Genomic DNA, 19,768 nt, shown 5'->3' with positions numbered 1-19,768 from the left:
GGGCACTCCTTCGGTCACAGCCTAACGGCCGTCGCATCTTAGGCGACGGCAATAGTACTGTAAAGCAAAGCAGACAGGTGTAAACGGATTGCCATCGATATTTTGTCCCGTCATCATCGATGGCTCCCCAAGCCCTTTATGTGCCGCCGGAAGTCATGACAGTGTTCAGAGCGTACGCCGCGTCGTATCGACCACTTCAGCAACCGCTTCGACTCGCGCCGCATGAATGGCTTCCGGGATCTTTTGCGGCTGATCCTTGTAGCGGCGTGCCACCTCGCCGGACCTGACTGATTGCGCGGCTCGCAAGGCAACTTCGAGATAGGCCGCCTGCGGAAACGGCTGATCGGCGAATCCAGTGCGCCCGCGATGGTCGCATTCGGAAGCGCGCAACATGTCGATGAAGCGTTCCGGCTTGCGAAACCCGTCGCAGCGTTCGAGCAGGGTCACGATGGTATTGGCGCGCAGTTCAAACGCGCGTGCGACATTGCCATGTTCGCGCGCGGTCATGACGGCGAGATCGCGGCAGTCGTTGGGAATTTTAAGGCGCCTGCATACCTGCTCGACCAGTCGCACGCTGCGGCCTTCATGACCGTAATGCTTTGGCCATTCTTCGGGGGGCGTCAGCCCCTTGCCCAGATCATGCATGAGTGCCGCGCAACGGATCGCCAGGTTGAAGCGCTGTTGCGCCGCATAGTCGATCACCATCATCACATGCACGCCGGTGTCTATTTCCGGATGATGTTTTTCCGGTTGCGGAACACCCCACAGCGCATCGAGCTCGGGCAGGATGCGCGCCAATGCGCCGCAATCGCGCAACACCGCGAACATGCGCGACGGCTGCGCTTCCATCAGGCCGCGCGACAATTCCTGCCAGACGCGTTCCGGCACCAGGGCATCGACTTCGCCGGCCGCGACCATATGGCGCATCAGCGCATTGGTTTCCGGCGCGACGGTAAAGCCGGTGAAGCGCGCAGCAAAGCGGGCGACCCGCAGAATGCGGACCGGGTCTTCGGCAAAGGCATCCGATACATGGCGGAACAGCTTTGCCTGCAGATCGGGCTGACCGCCGAAGGGATCGACGATCCGGCCATCTTCGCTCTGCGCCATGGCATTGATCGTGAGGTCGCGCCGTATCAGGTCCTGTTCCAGCGTGACGTCGGCATCGGCATGAAAAACGAAACCCTTGTAGCCGGGCGCGGTCTTGCGTTCGGTACGCGCCAGCGCATATTCCTCGTGCGTCTTGGGATGGAGGAATACCGGGAAATCCTTGCCGACCGGCGTGTAACCCTGCGCAACCATCTGCTCCGGCGTTGCGCCGACGACCACATGATCATGATCCTGCACCGGCAAACCGAGCAAAGCATCACGAACAGCGCCACCGACGACATAGGTTTTCATTGCAGGACCATCAATCCGGATAGGTATCGTACTTTTCCAGCGACTCGCTTTCCCGCAGCGCCTCTTCCATCCATTGCGCGACGGCGGGATGGGCAATCACACGGTCGACATAGGCCTGCAGCGACGGCGCCAGCCAGACCCCATAGGTACGAAAGCGCATGACGACGGGGGCGAAATAGGCATCGGCAATCGAAAAATCGCCGAACAGGAAATGATGCGGTCCGGAGCGCGCGAGGCAATCGTCCCAGATCTCGCAAATGCGGGCGATGTCAGACTGGGCTTCCGGCGTGCGTCCCTTGCCTGGAAAGCTGGCCTTGACATTCATCCACATGGCGGAACGCAAGCCGGTAAAGCCCGAATGCATTTCCGCGCATATCGACCGTGCCATGGCGCGGGCTGTGATTTCCTGCGGCCACATCGCCTTGTCGGGAAATTGTTCGGCCAGGAATTCACAGATGGCCAACGAATCCCAGACCGTGGTTTCTCCCGCCACGAGCACCGGCACCCGGCCTGCGTTGGAATGCTGTGCAATGCGGGACGACGTATCGGCGCGACCAAGCGAAATCCGTACTTCTTCAAAAGGAATGCCGAAGGCTTTCATCGCCACCCAAGGCCGCATGGACCAGGATGAATAGTTTTTGTTGCCGATGATGAGCTTGTAGCCTGCCTTGCCGGCGGCATCCAGTGTTTGCGAAAGAGTCGGGTCGAGTTCTGTGGTGTGCATACGTCTTGTCCAATCCAATCTTATCGGGTGTTCATGCAAAAATGCCGCACCACGGCCTGTTACGCTGCGGTGCGGCATTCGAGCATATAGCTTTTGCCCGCATTTGCCAAACTGTCCATGCGGAGCGCTACATCACGGCAAGTCGCTTGGAGCGAATCCCTTCGGTGCAACCATGCCAAGACGCGCTTTCAGCGATTGCGGCTTGCCTTCGAATAGCGCAGCGTAATAGGTAGCATTCGACAACACCTTCTTTACGTAATCCCGTGTTTCGTTGAAGGGAATCGACTCGGCAAAGATCGCACCGTCGACAGCCCGCGGCAAGGTGGACCGCCAGGCTCTGGGACGGCCCGGACCGGCGTTATATGCGGCCGTCGCCATTGCCTGCGATCCGTCCAGATCATTGAGCACCATATTGAGGTAATTGGTGCCGAGTGTAATGTTGGTACTGATGTCGTTGACCTGCCCCTGCGAAAAGTCATTCATGCCGATCTTGCGTGCGACGAACTTCGCAGTCGCCGGCATCAATTGCATCAGGCCGGAAGCGCCGACATGCGAACGCGCATTCAGAATGAAGCGCGATTCCTGGCGGATCAGGCCGTAAACCCATGCCATGTCCAGGCCCAGGCGCTCGGTCGATGCTTGCATCACATCACGGAAAGGCGAGGGAAAACGCTGGGTAAAGTCGAATTCCGTCTTGGTGCGATCCGAGGTATTGACCATCCGATCAAGCACAGTCTTTTGCCGGGCGAATTCGGCAGCGGCCAGATGCTGGCGATCGTTCATCTTGCGCAATTCCCAATTCCACTCGCGATAACCTTCGAAACGCATGTTGAGATCGAAGAATTTGAGCGCACGGCGGAAGCCTGCATTGTTTGCCATCGGAGCAAGCTCGTCGGCGGTCACCGCTTGCGCACGCGGAGGAATCACGATCTTGCGGCCCAGTTCTTCCAGCGCGAGCTGTCCATAGAAATTTGTCTGTTCCGCGATGCTCTCGAACTGCTTTTGCGCCAGTTCAGTTTTGCCTTCGGCGCGATAGGCGCGGCCAAGCCAATAGATCCATGCGGGATCGGATGCCAGCGCGGCCGGCATCGCATCGATGGTGGCCTTGACCAGTTTCCATTCGCCGGCGCGCAAGGCGGCGCGCACCTTCCATTGATAGCCTTCGGTTGTCAGCGGCGCGCCCTCGGTACGATGCCAGTACACCACGGCTTCAGGAGCAAGCTTGAGCGAAGCCTGCAAGGCGATCTGCGCCCAGGCTTGCGCGAGTTCACGCTCATTGAGCCGATCGGCGGCAGGCACCAGCACATTGACGGCGTGTGTGGGATTGTTTTTTGCGCTGCGGCCAAGTGCGAGAATAAAGACTTGGTGCGCGGCGCGTCCGCTGCCGGGGCCGCGCGCAAGGATCGCATCCGGTTTTTCCAGCGCCTGCATCAATACAGTGTCGCTAATCTCGGTCAACGGGGCAAGACGGCGGATCATGCCAGGAAAGCCGGATTCCGCAATCAGGCGGATCTGAGCCCAGACATCGTCCGCGGTGAATTGTCCTGCCTGCGCTAGAGCGCTCACCAGCGATGGACAGGCTTCGCCATAATTTTGCGGAGCGACCATGACGGCGCGCGCTTCATCGGTCACGCTCTGACCTTTGGCGACTTTCGACATCAAGGCATAGCATTTAAGCTGCGTATCGTCATCCAATACAAACAATGGGTATTGCTCATCGAACAGCGTCCAGTTACGCGTGCGGCCAAGCTCGAGCAGCCAGTCGTTGCGCAGACGATCGGCAATCGCCTGACCATCGTAGCGCTGCAGATAATCGCGAATCTCCTGCTCGGATGCGCTGCCGATGCGCGGCCGCAAGCGGAAATAATCGACATAGGAAGGAATGGCATAATTGCCAAGGCGGGAAGCAAGATCGGAGGCGCGTGCGGCATCACCATTACGCGCGGCGTCGCGCAGCGCCAGGAAGGCGTCATCGTCGTTGGCGAAGGTTGCGGCAGCCGCCGTTTTCTTTGCTTCCGCGACGGGTGCCAAAAGCACAACCGACGCTGCGGCAAGCGTCACGCCGGCCATCCATTTCATTGCAAACATTGCATACCGCTTTCTATAAAAAGGTACTGGAATCACGAATTCTAGAATAGCATGCGCAACCACGGATAAAGCGTTATCACCATGCCAGAATCAAGCCCGACAAAAACCATCCTGCGACAGGAGCTGCTTGCCGACAGACAAGCGATTGTGCCCGAAGTTCGTCGCCAATCCGATCGATCGATCGGCGAACGACTGATCGCGTGGCTGGATTCGCATCCGGTTGCGGTACTTGGTGTGTATTGGCCGATACGCGGCGAGCCCGATCTGCGCGATGCATACGGCATCATCGCTGCGCGCGGCGTGCAGCTGGCATTGCCGGTCGTGGTAGAAAAAAACACAGCGCTGCGATTCCTGCGCTGGACACCGGGCGACAGCATGCGCAAGGACAGCTACGGCGTCGCGATTCCCGCTTGCGAGATCGACATGACGCCGCAAACGGTGCTCGTGCCCTGCATCGGATTCAATCACATGCGCTATCGGCTCGGATATGGCGGAGGTTTCTATGATCGTACGCTGGCGGGCATACCGCGTCCGGCGGCGATCGGCATTGCCTATGCATCGGCACTGGCTACATTTTCACCGGATGCACATGACATCGCACTGGATGCGGTGATTACGGAGTCGGCAACGTACTGAGTGGCAATACTCCGTGGTTTAACTTAGCGCGCATTAGCATTAGCGCTCCTTCCCCTGCGTGGGCGAAGGAGCGCTACGACGACTATTCAGACAACTTCAGACGCTTCCACAACGCAGTCGTGGCCGCCGCCTGATTCAACGTATAGAAATGCATACCCGGCACGCCGCCGGCCAGCAAGCGCTCGCACAATCCGGTCACCACATCCAGACCGAAAGCTTTGATCGATTCGCTGTCGTCGCCGAAGCTGGCGAGCTTCAAGCGTATCCAGCGCGGGATTTCGGCGCCGCACATGTCGGAAAACCGCATCAGCTGCGAGTAATTGGTGATCGGCATGATGCCCGCCACGATAGGTACGTCCACGCCAGCCTTGTGCGCATCGTCGACGAAGCGGAAATACGCGTCGGCATTGTAGAAATACTGGGTGATTGCGGCATTCGCTCCAGCCTTGACCTTGCGTGCAAAGCTTTGCACATCGTCTTGTGGCGAACGGGCTTGCGGATGGGTTTCCGGATAAGCCGCGACTTCGATATGAAACCAGTCGCCGGTTTCAGCACGAATGAATTCCACCAGTTCGTTGGCATAGCGGAATTCGCCCGAAGCACCGTAACCGCTAGGCAGGTCGCCGCGCAAGGCAACCACGCGACGGATGCCATTGGCCTTGTATTCGCCGAGTATGGCGCGCAGGCTTTCGCGCGAGCTGCCGATGCAAGACAGATGCGGCGCGGCTTCATGTCCTTCACGCTTAATTTCCAATACCGTTTCGAGCGTGCCTTTTTGCGTCGAACCGCCGGCGCCAAAGGTTACCGAAAAATACTTGGGATGCAATTCCGCCAGTTTGGCGCGCGTGACGCGCAGTTTTTCCGCCCCTTCCGGCGTCTTGGGCGGATAAAACTCGATGCTGAAATTTTTCTGAGTCATTTTTTTAGCAGGAGAGCAGAAAGTCCCCACGAGATAAGGCTGTATAACAGTGCGCCACCGACCGCCGACCAAAATCCGGCGACATAGAAACCGCCGACGAAATTGGCAACTGCCCAGAACATCAAGCCATTGACGATGAAGATGAACAATCCCAGCGTCAATAAAGTCACCGGTAGCGTCAACAGCAACAGCACAGGTCGTATCAGTGTATTGACGAACCCGAGCACCAGGGCTGCGATCAAGGCAACCACGAAGTCCTCGACGTACACCGTCTTCATCAAATAAGACACTGCGAACAGCGCCGCAGCATTGATTAGCCAGGCAAATAGCAAACGCATGTCGACCTCTTCTCGCCGGCATTGCAGGAAGATGGGCAAGACGCACCGAGATGCGCCCTGCTCATCCGCTTCATTCAGACGTTTGCTGCGCAAGCCATGCAGCCGGCGCAGCATGCAGTCCTTGGCAACGCTTAGTAGCGATAGTGGTCCGGCTTGTACGGGCCGGTCTGCTTCACGCCAATGTAGTTTGCCTGTTCGTCGGTCAGCACGGTCAGTTGCGCATTGAGCTTCTTGAGCTGCAGGCGCGCGACCTTTTCATCGAGATGCTTGGGCAAGGTGTAAACACCGACCGGGTAAGCCGCGGTATTGGTGAACAACTCGATCTGCGCGATCGTCTGGTTGGCGAACGAAGAGCTCATCACATACGACGGATGGCCAGTACCGCAACCGAGGTTGACCAGGCGGCCTTCGGCCAGCAGGATGATGCGCTTGCCATCGGGGAAAATCACATGGTCGACCTGCGGCTTGATGTTTTCCCAGGTGTACTGCTTCAATGCGGCGACTTCGATTTCATTGTCGAAGTGGCCGATGTTGCAGACGATTGCCTGGTCTTTCATCTTCTTCATGTGCTCGTGCGTGATCACATGGTAGTTGCCGGTCGCGGTCACGAAGATGTCGCCATGTTCGGCGGCATAATCCATGGTCACTACGCGATAGCCTTCCATCGCCGCCTGCAGTGCGCAGATCGGATCGATTTCAGTGACCCATACCTGTGCCGACAGCGCGCGCAAAGCCTGTGCCGAACCTTTGCCCACATCGCCATAGCCTGCGACCACGGCGACCTTGCCGGCAACCATGACGTCGGTTGCGCGCTTGATGCCGTCGACCAGCGATTCGCGGCAGCCGTACAGGTTGTCGAATTTCGACTTGGTGACCGAGTCATTGACGTTGATCGCGGGGAAAGCCAGCTTGCCTTCCTTGTGCATCTGATACAGGCGGTGCACGCCGGTGGTGGTTTCTTCGGTCACACCCTGGATTTTCGCCAGGCGGGCGGAATACCAGGTCGGGTCGGTCGCCAGCTTTTTCTTGATCGAATTGAACAGGCAAACCGCTTCTTCCGAATCCGGCTTGTCGAGCACGCTGATGTCTTTTTCAGCACGGGTGCCCAAGTGCAGCAACAGCGTCGCATCGCCGCCATCATCGAGAATCATGTTCGAATATTCGCCGTTCGGCCATTCGAAGATGCGATGGGTGAAGTCCCAGTATTCGTCCAGGTTTTCGCCCTTGAATGCGAACACCGGCGTGCCGTTGGCGGCAATCGCGGCGGCTGCATGGTCCTGGGTCGAATAGATGTTGCACGATGCCCAACGCACGCGTGCGCCCAGCGCTTCCAGCGTCTGGATCAATACCGCGGTCTGGATCGTCATGTGGAGCGAGCCGGTGATCAGCGCACCCTTGAGCGGCTGCGCGGCGGCGAATTCCTCACGGATGGCCATCAGGCCGGGCATTTCCGTTTCGGCAATCTTGATTTCCTTGCGGCCCCAGTCGGCAAGGCTGAGATCGGCAACAAAAAAATCCTGGGAAGTGGTATTCGAGATAACGGCGCTCATCACGCCCTCCTTTCCTGAAAAGATAGAAAAAAGTAACGTGAGCGCCGTTGCGATAAAGATATCCAAGCCTGACACGGTGTCGAAAACACCATGCTGCAACGCTCCTTGGAATGCGGGATTATACCTTAGCTGCTGCGTGATCCACCGCTAAAAGACGGCATCGAATTCAATGCGCGATTGGCGGCATGCTCCCGCGCATGCCGCCACTTTGCGACTTTTCTTTACAGCCCCGCTGCCGCGCGCAATGCCGCAGCCTTGTCAGTACGCTCCCAGGAAAACTCCGGCTCTTCACGGCCAAAGTGGCCGTAGGCCGCAGTCTTTGCATAGACCGGACGCAGCAGGTCCAGCATCTGCACGATGCCTTTCGGACGCAGGTCGAACAATTCCTGTACCAGCTGGGACAGATGCTCGTCGCTGACCTTCCCGGTACCGAAGGTCGTCACCATGACCGAGGTCGGACGGGCGATGCCGATCGCATAGGACACCTGGATCTGGCAGCGCTTTGCCAGGCCGGCGGCCACGATATTCTTGGCGACGTAACGACCTGCATAGGCGGCCGAGCGGTCGACCTTCGATGGATCCTTGCCCGAAAACGCGCCGCCGCCGTGCGGCGCCGCACCGCCGTAGGTGTCGACGATAATCTTGCGGCCGGTCAGGCCGCAATCGCCCTGAGGACCGCCGATTACGAAACGCCCGGTCGGATTGATCAGGTAACGGGTGTTTTTCAGCCATTCCTTCGGCACGACCGGATTGATGATTTCTTCGATCGCTGCTTCTTCGATGGTCTTGTGCTCGATATCTGGTGCATGCTGGGTCGACAGCACGATGGTGTCAATCGCGACCGGCACGCCATCCACATAGCGCAGCGTGACCTGCGACTTGGCATCCGGACGCAACCATGGCAGGCGGCCATCTTTGCGCAGTTGCGACTGGCGCTCGACGATGCGGTGTGCATAGTAGATTGCGGCCGGCATCAGTTCCGGTGTTTCATCGCAGGCATAGCCGAACATCAGGCCCTGGTCGCCAGCACCCTGGTCCAGGTCGATGCCCTTGCCTTCATCGACGCCCTGTGCAATGTCGGGCGACTGCTTGTCGTAGCAGACCATCACCGCGCAACTCTTGTAATCGATGCCGTAGTCGGCGTTGTCGTAGCCGATACGCTTGATGGTATCGCGCGCGACGCTGATGTAATCGACGTTGGCGTGCGTGGTGATTTCGCCGGCGAGCACGACCAGACCGGTATTGCACAGCGTTTCCGCTGCGACACGGGCTTTCGGATCTTGCGTCAGGATTGCGTCGAGGATCGCATCCGAGATTTGGTCCGCGACTTTGTCGGGATGACCTTCGGATACGGATTCGGAAGTAAACAGATATTCATTTGCCATCGCAGGCTCCCTGTAAGGATAGTTGGTGAGGACCTTGTCGCGGCCAACCCAATGAGCCTGCGACGCTTTAGCGAAATTTGTAAACCGCCTCGCAAGTTGTCTATTAACTCGGCGGGAACGCATGATTCATGCAATCCTGTTCGTCCCAAATCATCCGATTCGCGTCCAATTTGGATTGCATCGTATGATATTTTACGCGTCTGGAAAAAAATCACAAATTTTCTAAAGCGTATCTTGATGCTTGTCTCTCTTTTTCGCCTGCTTTCTAGGCTGCCATTACCGGTTTTGCATGCAATTGGCGCCATTCTTGGCTGGCTGGTGTATCTGCTCACGCCTTCCTATCGCCGTAGACTGAAAAGCAACATTACTGCTGCCGGCTTCGGCGACCATTTATCTTCGGCAATTACGGAAGCAGGCAAGAACATCCTGGAACTACCCTTCGTCTGGTGTGCCCCGCCACAGCGGGTGATCGATAGCACCCGTATCGAAAACTGGGATATCGTGCAGGCCGCCTTTGATGCCGGACGCGGTGTCGTATTTTTGACACCGCATCTGGGCTGCTTTGAAATCACCGCGCAAATCGTTGGCACCAAGACACCATTGACCGTGCTTTACCGCCCTCCGCACAAGGAAGCGCTGAAACCATTGATCGAAGGCGCACGCGCACGCGGGCAGTTGCGCCTCGCGCCAGCCAACCTGTCGGGCGTACGCATGCTGCTCAAAGCCTTGCGGCAGGGCGAACCGGTCGGCGTGCTGCCGGACCAGGTGCCGCAGCATGGCGAAGGCGTGTGGGCCGAATTCTTTGGCAAACCGGCGTATACGATGACGCTGCCGGTCAAGCTGCATCAACTATCGGGCGCGCCTATCATCCTGACTTATGCCGAACGCCTGCCGCACGGTGCTGGATATGTGATGCGCTTCGTTGCCTTTGACGAAACGCTCGGCGATACCCAGCAACAACAGGCGCGCGCGATCAATGCCGCGATGGAAAAATTGATCGCACAGAGTCCGGCGCAGTATTTCTGGAGCTATAACCGTTACAAGGTTCCTGACGGCGTCACCCCACCCCATTTACAAGAAGGCCACTCATGAGATTGTTGTTAGGCCTGATGTGGCTGCTGCACTGGTTGCCGCTGCCCTTGCTCGGGCGCATCGGCGAAGGGATCGGCTCGCTGCTGTTTGCCCTTGTGCGCTCGCGCCGCAATATCGCACTGACCAATCTGCGGCTGTGCATGCCCCAAGTGTCGGATCAGGCGCGCCGCACTATTGCCAGGAGACATTTCCAGGCGTATGCGCGCAGCGTGCTCGAACGCGGCGTGCTCTGGTGGGCGTCGGAAGCGCGCCTGAAGCGCTTGCTGGTCGTCGAGCCGCGCGTGCCGCTGGACCAGATAGGATCAGGACCGACCATTCTGCTCTGCCCACACTTCGTATGCCTGGATGTGGCCGGCGTAGCCGTCATGCTCGATTCGGCCTTGTGCTCCATCTATACCCGCCAGCAAAACCAGGTGTTCGATCAAGCCTTGCGCAAGGGACGTTCGCGTTTTCGTCCGGTGAAACTGTTCTCCCGCGCTGAAGGCGTCAAACCTATCATTCGTGCAATGCGCGATGGCTTGCCGTTTTTCATGTTGCCGGATATGGATTTCGGCGAAAAGGATGCGGAATTCGTACCTTTCTTTGGCATTCCCGCCGCCACGCTGACGGCGCCGGCGCGTATCGCTGGTGCGACCGGCGCCAAGGTCATTCCCGTGGTGGCGACTTTCCTGCCGAATTACCGTGGCTGGAAAGTCAGCTTTTATCCCGCGTGGGAAGACTATCCGGGGACCGATATGGTGGCGGCCACCCGCCGCATGAATGCATTCATCGAGGAAAGAGTGATGGAAGCGCCATCTGAATACTTCTGGGCGCACAAACGCTTCAAGACCCGGCCGCCCGGTGTGCCGAGTCTCTACGCGGCAAACGCTCCAAACGCATGAACGACGGATGCAAGCGGCAACCGACGCAAGCAGCCAGACTATAATTTCGGCATGAAACTCAAATTCACAAAAATGCACGGCGCCGGCAATGACTTCGTCGTGATCGATGCGGTTAACCAGCAGGTAACATTCACTCCGGAACAGTGGAAAGCGTTGGCCGACCGCCGTTTTGGCGTCGGCGCAGACCAGATGCTGGTGGTGGAAAAGCCGCAATCCGATGGCGTCGATTTTCGTTATCGCATCTACAACGCCGACGGCGGCGAAGTCGAACAATGCGGCAACGGCGCGCGTGCCTTCGTGAGATTCGTGACCGACAAGGGCCTTACCGACAAGCGCGCGATCAAGGTCGAAACCATGTCGGGCGTGATCGAACCCCGGCTGGAAGCGGATGGACGCATTACGGTCGACATGGGCGCGCCCATCCTTGACGCCGTTCGTGTACCGTTCGACGCGAACGGGTTGCAGGCACGGGCTGAGCACGAGGATATGCTGTGGCCGCTGGAAATCAATGGCAAGACCATCTGGATTTCAGCGGTATCGATGGGCAATCCGCATGCGGTTCAAGTCGTGGCGGACGCCGATGCGGCACCGGTTGGCATCGATGGTCCCGTGATTGAAAACCATCCGCGCTTTCCCGCGCGCGTCAATGCCGGCTTCATGCAGGTAGTCGACCGCCACGCCGTCAAGCTGCGCGTGTTCGAACGCGGCGCCGGCGAAACGCTGGCGTGCGGCACCGGCGCCTGCGCCGCGGTCGTCGCCGGAATCCGGCGCGGTTTGCTGGATTCGCCGGTCACGGTCGCGACACGCGGTGGCGAATTATCGATCGCTTGGGATGGCGGTGCAGCGCCGGTGTTGCTCACCGGTCCCGCCGTTACCGTATTTGAAGGCGAAATCGACATCTGAACAAGGATTTGCCCTGTCATCGGCCGACAGGCTCCGGCATCCCTGCGCCCTTGATACAGCGTCCTGCATCGAGGGTTGTCGGTTAAAATCACGCCTTCCACACTGCGACCTAACCGAACTGCGCTATGACTTACGAACTGGACTCCAACGCTGTCGCCGATTTCCTGTCCGACAATCCGCATTTCTTTGAAGAGCACAGCGAACTGCTCTCCCGCGTCAAGCTGACCAGCCCGGTCGCCGGCCGTGCGGTATCGCTGCAGGAACGCCAGATGGAAGTCTTGCGCGAAAAGATCAAGATCCATGAATTGCGGATGGCGGATCTGTTGCGCATTGCGCAGGAAAACGACGCGATCACGCAAAAATTCCTGGAGTGGACCCGTTCGCTGCTGCTGGCGCGTAACGATGTCGACATGCCGCATACCTTGATCAGCGGCCTGCAGACGATTTTCTCGGTACCCCATGCCACGCTGCGCATTTGGGGCGTGGCAGAAGAATTCGCGCATACCTGGTTCGCCGCGCCGGTATCGGAAGATGCAAAAATTTTCTGCAACGGTCTGACCGCGCCTTATTGCGGCCCGAATCAAGACTTTGAAGCTGCCTCCTGGCTGGAAGACGCGGAATCGATACAATCGATCGCGATGCTGCCGCTGCGCATCGGCGCCGCACCGGAAGCATTCGGCTTGCTGGTGCTGGGTTCGTCCGACCCAAGCCGATTCGGCACCGAAATGGCGACCGACTACCTGTCGAAAATTGCCGAAATCGCCAGCGCCGCGATGAATTGCCTGCTTGACTGAGAATACCGTGTCTGCCGAGACCAACCGGGCCCGTATCGCCGGCTACGTCGAGCATCTGGAAAAACAGCGCAAGCTGTCGCCGCGCACCGTTACCGAATACCGGAGCGACTTGCGCGAACTCACCGTCATGGTAGACGCGTTGCCCGGCGCGCCGGCCATGGCGGCGGTCGGTCATTTTCATATTCGCAAGTTCGCATCGCAATTGCACGCGAAAGGCTTGAACCCGCGCTCGATCGCCCGCAAGCTGTCCGCATGGCGCGGCTTTTTCGCATGGCTGGCCGACCAGGAGACCTTGGCGGCGAATCCGGTCGACGGCGTCAAGGCGCCAAAGCGCAGCAAACCGCTGCCCAAGGCGCTGTCGGCCGATGACGCGGTGCGCGTCGTCGCTCAAAGCACACCGGGCAAGGATGCGCAATCGCCTCCCCAGTTATGCAATCGCGCAATGTTCGAGCTGCTGTATTCCAGCGGCTTGCGTGTCTCCGAGCTGACTTCGTTGGACGTGCGCTTCGTGAAGGACGGCGAATACCAATCGGCGGGCTGGATCGACTTTGCCGAAGGCGAAGTCAATGTCACCGGCAAGGGCAGCAAGCAGCGCAAGGTGCCGGTCGGCAGCCATGCATTGCAAGCGCTGCGCGCATGGCTGGCGGTACGCGATAGCCTGGTGCGACTGGACCCGCACCCTTTGTTCCTGTCCGATCGCGGCAAGCGGGTCACGCCTGGGATGGTGCAGACGCGTCTGAAGGCCCATGCGCAGGCATTGGGCATTCCGGCGAACGTGCATCCCCACGTCCTGCGCCATTCCTTCGCATCGCATGTGCTGCAATCCTCGGGGGACCTGCGCGCGGTGCAGGAAATGCTAGGACATGCCTCGATCGCCGCCACGCAGGTATATACCTCGCTGGATTTCCAGCGGCTGGCGCAGGTGTACGATGCCGCTCATCCCCGGGCGAAAAAGAAGGCAGTCTCCGGAGACTGAATCCCGGGTCATCGTTTCAACATTTTCCCGCGGCGACCGCATGCTTTTCACCGACGCCAACGCGGCCGGATAACCCACATTCATTTCATATGCTCACCATCACTCTCAAGCCCGGCAAGGAAAAAAGCCTGCTGCGTCGCCACCCCTGGATTTTTCCGACCGCCATCGACCATATCGATGGCAAGCCCGAAGAAAAGAACAAGTCCGGCGCCACCGCGGTCGTGCAGTCGGCATCAGGCCAGTTCCTGGCACGCGCCGCATACAGCCCCAAATCGCAGATCCGCGCCCGCGTATGGAGCTTCAATGAAAGCGAACCCATCGATCACGCGCTGATCAAGCGCCGTATCAAGAAAGCCATTGCCTACCGTATGGCGACCGTCAAGGATACCGACGCGATCCGTCTGGTGTTTGGCGAAGCGGACGGCTTCCCCGGGCTGGTGGTCGACTGGTACGCAGGCAAGCAAGGCCATCTGGTGTGCCAATTCCAGTCGGCAGGCGTAGAGGCATGGAAGGCACCGATCGTGCAGGCCCTGATCGCCGAGACCGGTTGCCCGAATGTGTACGAGCGCTCCGACGCCTCGGTGCGCGAGCGCGAAGGATTGCCGCTGGTGACAGGGACGCTGGCCGGCAATGAGCCGTCGGATGAAACCATCGTGACCGAGAACGGCGTGCGTTATGCCGTCGATATCAAGACCGGGCACAAGACCGGCTTTTACGTCGACCAGCGCGACAATCGTCGGCTGGTGATGGAGCATGCGGCGGGCCGCGACGTACTCAACTGCTTTTGCTATACCGGCGGTTTTTCGCTTGCCGCGCTCAAGGGCGGTGCCAGCAGCGTGGTGTCGATCGATTCTTCCGGCGAAGCGCTTGCGATCGGCCGGCGCAACGTGGAACTCAACGGCTTTGCCGCCGACAAGACCGAATGGCAGGATGCGGACGTGTTCAAGGCCTTGCGCGCCTTCCGCGAGCAGGGCAAAAGCTTCGATCTGATCGTGCTCGATCCGCCCAAGTTCGCCTCCTCGCCCGACCATGTCGAGCGTGCGGCGCGCGCCTACAAGGACATCAATCTGCTCGGCTTCCAGCTGCTGCGTGAAGGCGGTCTGCTGTTTACTTATTCCTGCTCGGGCGCCATCAGTGCCGACCTGTTCCAGAAGATCGTGGCCGGCGCCGCCAACGATGCCAAGGTCGATGCGCGCATTCTCAAGCGGCTGTCGGCCGGGGCGGATCACCCGATGACAACCAGCTTTCCGGAGGGCGAATACCTGAAGGGATTGATGCTGTATAAGCCGTAATATCCGGCAGCCGTAGCTCGCGGTAGCGATTTCTGCAACTGGATTGCAAAAATGCGTCATAATTTTTATTTCAGTACGATCAGCGCTTTGCCAAGATGAGTATCAAAGCAAAACATTTTTCCAGTCCGGCCGAAGCCAGCATGGCACGTGCGGAAGTGCAACTGCGTGAAGCCGCGGTACGCATTACTGCAGCGCGCGTGAAGGTTCTCGCGACATTGCTCGATGCACAGCGCGCCTTTTCGCACCAGGACATGCAGGATGCGTTTACCGACATGGACCGCGTCACGCTGTATCGTGCGCTCGACTGCCTGACCGATGCCGGGCTGGCGCACAAGATTGCAGGCGACGACCGGGTATTTCGCTACAGCTCGGGCGCGGAACACGGCGTCGCCCAGGATGATGCCGCGCCGCATCATCAGCATGGGCATTTCAAATGCACCCGCTGCGCGAAAGTGTTCTGCCTGGACAGCATCGGCGAAGCCGGCCTGTTGCGCAATGCGCTCGACGAAAGCCTCGGCAAGGGCTTCCAGAGCCATGACATCGAATTCACCATTAAGGGATGGTGCGCCGACTGCGCACAACAAAGGTAGGCCATCATGAAACTTGTACCCGCCACGATACTGACCGGCTTTCTCGGCGCTGGCAAAACCACGCTGCTCAACCGCATCCTGCGCGAACCGCATGGCCACCGCATCGCCGTGATCGAGAACGAGTTCGGCGAGGAAAACATCGATAATGAAATCTTGGTCCAGGACAGCAAGGAACAGATTGTCGAGATGAGCAACGGCTGCATCTGCTGCACGGTGCGCGGCGATCTGATTGTCGCGCTGGGCACACTGGCACAAAAGCGCGACGCCGGGGAGCTGGATTTCGACCATTTGGTAATTGAAACGACCGGGCTGGCCAATCCCGGTCCGGTCGCACAGACCTTTTTCATGGATGATGAAGTCGCCGCGCACTTTCTTCTCGACGCGATCATCACAGTGGTCGATGCCCGGCATGCGATGCATCAGCTCGATGAACATGAAGAAGCCCAGCGCCAGGTAGGCTTCGCCGACAAGCTGCTGCTATCCAAGACCGATCTGGTCGGTGCGGAGGAAGTCGCTGCACTGACCGCCCGCCTCAAACGGATCAATCCGCGCGCGCCGGTATCGACTGCGGACTTCGGCCGCGTACCCATCGCTGAAGTGCTCGATCTGCGCGGATTCAATCTCAACGACAAGCTGGAAATCGATCCCGATTTCCTGACTGACGAAGAACACGAGCACGCACACGCGGATCACGACTGCGACGACCATTGCGGACATGAGCATGCGCACCATGACCATCATCACGCGCATCATTCCGACGATATTGCGGCATTCGTGTTCCGCAGCGAGCGTCCGTTCAACACCGCGCGGCTCGATGAATTCCTCGGCGGCCTGGTACAGGTATTCGGGCCGCGCATGCTGCGTTACAAAGGAGTACTCTGGATGGAAGATGCCGATCGCAAGGTATTGTTCCAGGGTGTGCACCAGATGATGGGAACGGATATCGGCGCCAAATGGGACGATGCCGAGCCGCGCGGCAGCAAAATGGTCTTCATCGGCAAGAACCTTCCCAAGGACGTGTTTGTGCAGGGGCTGGAACAGTGTTTGGTATAAACTGTTGTCGCTTTTGATTTTTATTCATGCAATGGAGAGTGTCATTTGGCAAGATAGGCAAGCACGTCATATACCGCTTGGTCGAGCCTGAGCCCGCCGGCACGGGGACAAGCAGCGGTTTCAAGCTGAAAGCCGGGCGGTTCAATCAGCGAGGTCACCATGAACGCAACCGTTACCAGGTCTGTCGTGAAGCGCGCTACCGCAAAAAAAGCCGGCACGACGTCGGAAAAAAAGACCGCCGTTCCGGCCGCCGCGGTATCGAAAACGCCATCCGGGCGTAAAAATACCCCCGCAGCAACAAAATCGATTGCCAAACCAGCCCAAAGCACGGTAAAAAGCAGAGTGAAAACCGCCGCGAAATCAGCGGCCAGGAAAAAATCCGAAGGGGTGGCATCGAAAGCGGCACCGCCGGTTGCCGATGCGGCTCCCGCCAGTAAGAAGGCAGCAACAAATTTGAAGCAGTCGCCGACTGCCGGCGCTTCAAAGGTCGGTTCCAAAGAGACGTCCGGCGCGTCAATGAGCGGTAACAATGCAAGTGCCGGATTAATGGATACAATGGAAAAACCCGCAGTTTCGAAAGTAAGCGAAGTGGCTACCAAAACAACTAAATCGACCCCCGCCGTCTCCGATGGCACCCTGTTGACCGAAGCGCAAATCCTTCAGATGACCGAGAAGGATTACATGAACGAGGCGCAGCTGGCCTTCTTCAAGGCGCGCTTGCAGCAGCTTGAGAGAGACTTGCTGAAAAACGCCGGCGAAACCACCGAGCATTTGCGCGAAACCGTGCTGGTGCCCGATCCCGCGGACCGCGCGACGATCGAAGAAGAGCATGCCCTGGAATTGCGCACGCGCGACCGTGAACGCAAGCTGCTCAAGAAAGTCCAGCAGTCGATCGCCAGTATCGATGCCGGCGAATACGGCTGGTGCGAAGAAACCGGCGAACCGATCGGCATTCCTCGCCTGCTGGCCCGCCCGACCGCGACGCTGTCGCTCGAAGCGCAACAGCGCCGCGAACTCAAGCAAAAGCTGTACGGCGACTAAGCCGCGTCAGCGGAACTGGACTGTTCCGGAAACCCCACGCCACAAGCGTACGATGCCCTGCCTCGTACGCTTGTTTGCTTTTGCGTCCCGCCGCGGACTGCGCGACGTGAAGGCACATGATACGGCGATGCCATATATCTCTTATTGACTTTCTTTTCCCGCCTGTGATCCATATAATGCAACCATGTTGCAAATTACAGATCTCCACTATCGCTATCCGACATCGACCTCCGCACAGCTGACCGTGCCATCGTTCTCGCTCGAGGCCGGGCGGCATGCCATCATTCTTGGTCCTTCCGGCTGCGGCAAGTCCACCCTGCTGCATCTGCTTGCCGCCATCCTGACACCGCAACAAGGAAGCTTGCATGTCGCCGGGACCGACCTTCGTGCACTCACCCCACGCCAAGCCGATGCATGGCGCGGCCGCACTGTCGGCTTCCTGCCGCAGAAGCTGGCGCTGATTCCCAGCCTGAGCGTATTCGAGAACCTGACGGTTGCCGCCTATGCCACAGGCCGTGCCCCGGAAATCGTGCGTGCCACCGAATTGCTTGCCGCGTTGGGCCTCGCGGACAAGGCGACGGCCAAGCCGCATGCTCTTAGCCAGGGGCAGCAGCAGCGCGCGGCGATCGCGCGGGCGATGTTCAATCGCCCTGCCCTGCTGCTGGCAGATGAACCGACAGCGAATCTGGACGATGCTTCCTGCTCAGCGTCGATCGGCTTGCTGAACACGCAGGCGGCGGCCGTCGGCGCCTCACTCGTCATCGCCACCCATGACGCACGCGTGCTTGCCGCGCTGCCTGATGCGGCTGTCTTGCGCCTGGGAGGTACCGCATGATGCGACTCAACGCCTTTGCGCTAGCGCTCAAGTCGCTGCGGCACAAGCCGCTGTCGAGCGCGCTGAACCTGCTGCTGATGGCGGTCGGCATCGCCATGATGACGTTTGTGCTGTCGGCATCCCGACAACTGGAAGACCATGCGCTGCGCGATGCACAAGGGATCGACCTGGTGGTCGGTGCCAAAGGCTCGCCGCTGCAACTCATCCTGTCGTCGCTGTATCACATCGATATCCCGACCGGCAATATTCCGCTCGCCGCCCAAGCGCAACTGGCACGCAACCGGTTGGTCAAGAAAGTGATTCCGCTCGCACTGGGCGACAGTTATCGCGGTTTCCGCATCGTCGGCACCAGCACCGATTACATAGCGCATTATGGCGGCACGCTCGCCGAGGGCAAGCTGTTCGATGCGCCGATGCAGGCCGTATTCGGGGCGCACGCGGCGAAGGCGGCCGGGATCGGGCTGAATGCACATTTCTCGGGTTCACATGGACTGGCTGCAAGCGGCGACGCGCATGCCGAGCGACCGTTTGTCGCCGTCGGCATTCTCAAGCCGACCGGCACGGTACTCGATCGCCTTGTTCTGACGCCGGTGGAATCGGTATGGCACGTCCACGAAGCCGGGCACGACAACGGTGCGAAAGACGAAGCCGAGCACAAAGACCATGGTGACGATGATGAACACGCAAAGCGTGAAATCACGGCGCTGCTGGTCCAGTATGCATCGCCTCTCGCCGCCGCGATGCTGCCGCGCGCCATCAATAGTCAAAGCGAATTGCAGGCTGCGCAGCCTGCATTCGAATCCGCGAAATTGATACGCATGCTCGGTGTCGGAGTCGATGTATTGCGCGGTATCGCCGCCATCATGCTGATCGCGGCTGCCTTGTCGATGTTCGCCGCGTTGTACAACGCACTGGAAGAACGAAAAACCGATCTCGCGATTCTGCGCACCTTGGGCGCCGGACCCGCCAAACTGGTGTTGCTGCTGCTGTCCGAAGGCTTGCTGCTGGCGCTGGCTGGGGCGGCACTCGGCTGGCTGGTCGGGCATGCCGCGGTGGAAGCGGTCGGCAGGCTGCTTTCGCAGGAACAGAATCTCGCATTGTCCGGCCTTGCGGTGTATGCCGACGAAGCATGGCTACTGCTCGTGGCGGTCGCCGTCGGTGTGCTTGCCGCCTTGCTGCCGGCGCTGCGCGCCTACCGTACCGATATAGCGGCGACCCTGGCGCGATGAAGATTGCTGGCCGGCTCGGCAGCCACCTACAATAGCCGATAGTT

General features: G+C 59.1%; 20 protein-coding genes and 1 riboswitch. Of the genes, 12 read left to right on the top strand and 8 right to left on the bottom strand.

Annotated elements, in window-relative coordinates; all coding sequences use genetic code 11:
- Positions 1 to 165 precede the first annotated feature (165 nt).
- From D3871_RS02965 to D3871_RS02955, 3 genes are all read right to left on the bottom strand, one after another.
- Positions 166 to 1,398 (bottom strand): multifunctional CCA addition/repair protein, encoded by a 1,233-nt coding sequence (locus D3871_RS02965; protein ID WP_119767548.1) that lies wholly within the window; start codon positions 1,396 to 1,398, stop codon positions 166 to 168.
- A 10-nt stretch (positions 1,399 to 1,408) separates the two neighbouring features.
- The gene (locus D3871_RS02960; RefSeq protein WP_119767547.1) at positions 1,409 to 2,122 is read right to left on the bottom strand and encodes a glutathione S-transferase family protein; all 714 of its coding nucleotides are present in this window, start codon (positions 2,120 to 2,122) and stop codon (positions 1,409 to 1,411) included.
- Between the two features lie 132 nt (positions 2,123 to 2,254).
- Positions 2,255 to 4,210 (bottom strand): lytic transglycosylase domain-containing protein, encoded by a 1,956-nt coding sequence (locus D3871_RS02955; protein ID WP_119767546.1) that lies wholly within the window; start codon positions 4,208 to 4,210, stop codon positions 2,255 to 2,257.
- 81 nt (positions 4,211 to 4,291) lie between these two features.
- On the opposite strand from D3871_RS02955, the gene D3871_RS02950 reads away from it, so the two are divergent.
- Positions 4,292 to 4,846 (top strand): 5-formyltetrahydrofolate cyclo-ligase, encoded by a 555-nt coding sequence (locus D3871_RS02950; protein ID WP_119767545.1) that lies wholly within the window; start codon positions 4,292 to 4,294, stop codon positions 4,844 to 4,846.
- 82 nt (positions 4,847 to 4,928) lie between these two features.
- Here the strand turns inward: D3871_RS02950 and metF are convergent, their stop codons facing one another.
- The 4 genes from metF to metK form a co-directional block, all read right to left on the bottom strand.
- Entirely contained in the window at positions 4,929 to 5,765 is an 837-nt protein-coding gene (gene metF, locus D3871_RS02945) for a methylenetetrahydrofolate reductase [NAD(P)H] (RefSeq protein ID WP_119767544.1), read from the bottom strand.
- Entirely contained in the window at positions 5,762 to 6,103 is a 342-nt protein-coding gene (locus D3871_RS02940) for a phage holin family protein (protein WP_119769850.1), read from the bottom strand. Before D3871_RS02940 ends, metF begins: the two co-directional genes overlap by 4 nt.
- Positions 6,104 to 6,234: 131 nt before the next feature.
- A complete protein-coding gene (gene ahcY / locus D3871_RS02935; RefSeq protein WP_119767543.1) occupies positions 6,235 to 7,653 on the bottom strand; it encodes an adenosylhomocysteinase in 1,419 nt (472 codons plus the stop codon).
- Positions 7,654 to 7,685: 32 nt separating this feature from the next.
- A riboswitch (S-adenosyl-L-homocysteine riboswitch) is annotated at positions 7,686 to 7,766 on the bottom strand.
- 108 nt (positions 7,767 to 7,874) lie between these two features.
- Entirely contained in the window at positions 7,875 to 9,038 is a 1,164-nt protein-coding gene (gene metK / locus D3871_RS02930; protein ID WP_119767542.1) for a methionine adenosyltransferase, read from the bottom strand.
- A gap of 237 nt (positions 9,039 to 9,275) precedes the next feature.
- On the opposite strand from metK, the gene D3871_RS02925 reads away from it, so the two are divergent.
- The 8 genes from D3871_RS02925 to D3871_RS02890 all read left to right on the top strand — a co-directional run bounded on the left by D3871_RS02925 (position 9,276) and on the right by D3871_RS02890 (position 16,619).
- A complete protein-coding gene (locus D3871_RS02925; protein ID WP_119767541.1) occupies positions 9,276 to 10,130 on the top strand; it encodes a lysophospholipid acyltransferase family protein in 855 nt (284 codons plus the stop codon).
- A complete protein-coding gene (locus tag D3871_RS02920; protein ID WP_119767540.1) occupies positions 10,127 to 11,011 on the top strand; it encodes an LpxL/LpxP family acyltransferase in 885 nt (294 codons plus the stop codon). Before D3871_RS02925 ends, D3871_RS02920 begins: the two co-directional genes overlap by 4 nt.
- 51 nt (positions 11,012 to 11,062) lie before the next feature.
- Positions 11,063 to 11,914 carry a diaminopimelate epimerase gene (gene dapF / locus D3871_RS02915; RefSeq protein WP_119767539.1) on the top strand — a complete coding sequence of 284 codons (852 nt, stop codon included), beginning with the start codon at positions 11,063 to 11,065 and terminating at the stop codon, positions 11,912 to 11,914.
- 125 nt (positions 11,915 to 12,039) lie between these two features.
- A complete protein-coding gene (locus tag D3871_RS02910) occupies positions 12,040 to 12,708 on the top strand; it encodes a DUF484 family protein (protein WP_119767538.1) in 669 nt (222 codons plus the stop codon).
- Positions 12,701 to 13,684, top strand: coding sequence for a tyrosine recombinase XerC (gene xerC, locus D3871_RS02905; RefSeq protein WP_420799624.1), 984 nt, complete (start codon positions 12,701 to 12,703; stop codon positions 13,682 to 13,684). The genes D3871_RS02910 and xerC overlap by 8 nt, the downstream gene beginning before the upstream one ends.
- Before the next feature lie 89 nt (positions 13,685 to 13,773).
- Positions 13,774 to 14,976 (top strand): class I SAM-dependent rRNA methyltransferase, encoded by a 1,203-nt coding sequence (locus D3871_RS02900; protein ID WP_119767537.1) that lies wholly within the window; start codon positions 13,774 to 13,776, stop codon positions 14,974 to 14,976.
- A gap of 95 nt (positions 14,977 to 15,071) precedes the next feature.
- The gene (locus tag D3871_RS02895) at positions 15,072 to 15,566 is read left to right on the top strand and encodes a Fur family transcriptional regulator (protein ID WP_119767536.1); all 495 of its coding nucleotides are present in this window, start codon (positions 15,072 to 15,074) and stop codon (positions 15,564 to 15,566) included.
- Positions 15,567 to 15,572: 6 nt separating this feature from the next.
- Positions 15,573 to 16,619 carry a CobW family GTP-binding protein gene (locus D3871_RS02890; RefSeq protein WP_119767535.1) on the top strand — a complete coding sequence of 349 codons (1,047 nt, stop codon included), beginning with the start codon at positions 15,573 to 15,575 and terminating at the stop codon, positions 16,617 to 16,619.
- Between the two features lie 41 nt (positions 16,620 to 16,660).
- Here D3871_RS02890 and D3871_RS31515 read toward each other — a convergent pair whose 3' ends face one another.
- Positions 16,661 to 17,254, bottom strand: a complete 594-nt coding sequence (locus D3871_RS31515) for a hypothetical protein (RefSeq protein ID WP_147376738.1) — start codon at positions 17,252 to 17,254, stop codon at positions 16,661 to 16,663.
- Between D3871_RS31515 and dksA the strand changes: the two genes are divergently transcribed.
- The 3 genes from dksA (at position 17,166) to D3871_RS02870 (ending at position 19,724) form a co-directional block, all read left to right on the top strand.
- Complete coding sequence (gene dksA, locus D3871_RS31510) at positions 17,166 to 17,660, top strand: RNA polymerase-binding protein DksA (RefSeq protein WP_199724717.1); 495 nt, start codon at positions 17,166 to 17,168, stop codon at positions 17,658 to 17,660. The two genes, D3871_RS31515 and dksA, sit on opposite strands and share 89 nt — an antisense overlap.
- A 184-nt stretch (positions 17,661 to 17,844) precedes the next feature.
- Positions 17,845 to 18,495 (top strand): ABC transporter ATP-binding protein, encoded by a 651-nt coding sequence (locus tag D3871_RS02875; RefSeq protein WP_119767533.1) that lies wholly within the window; start codon positions 17,845 to 17,847, stop codon positions 18,493 to 18,495.
- Entirely contained in the window at positions 18,492 to 19,724 is a 1,233-nt protein-coding gene (locus D3871_RS02870) for an ABC transporter permease (protein WP_338016828.1), read from the top strand. Before D3871_RS02875 ends, D3871_RS02870 begins: the two co-directional genes overlap by 4 nt.
- The last annotated feature ends 44 nt before the right edge of the window (positions 19,725 to 19,768 follow it).

It is taken from the genome of Noviherbaspirillum saxi, from assembly GCF_003591035.1.
GTDB classification, from domain to species: domain Bacteria; phylum Pseudomonadota; class Gammaproteobacteria; order Burkholderiales; family Burkholderiaceae_D; genus Noviherbaspirillum; species Noviherbaspirillum saxi.
This window is presented reverse-complemented; position numbering and strand designations above follow the sequence as displayed.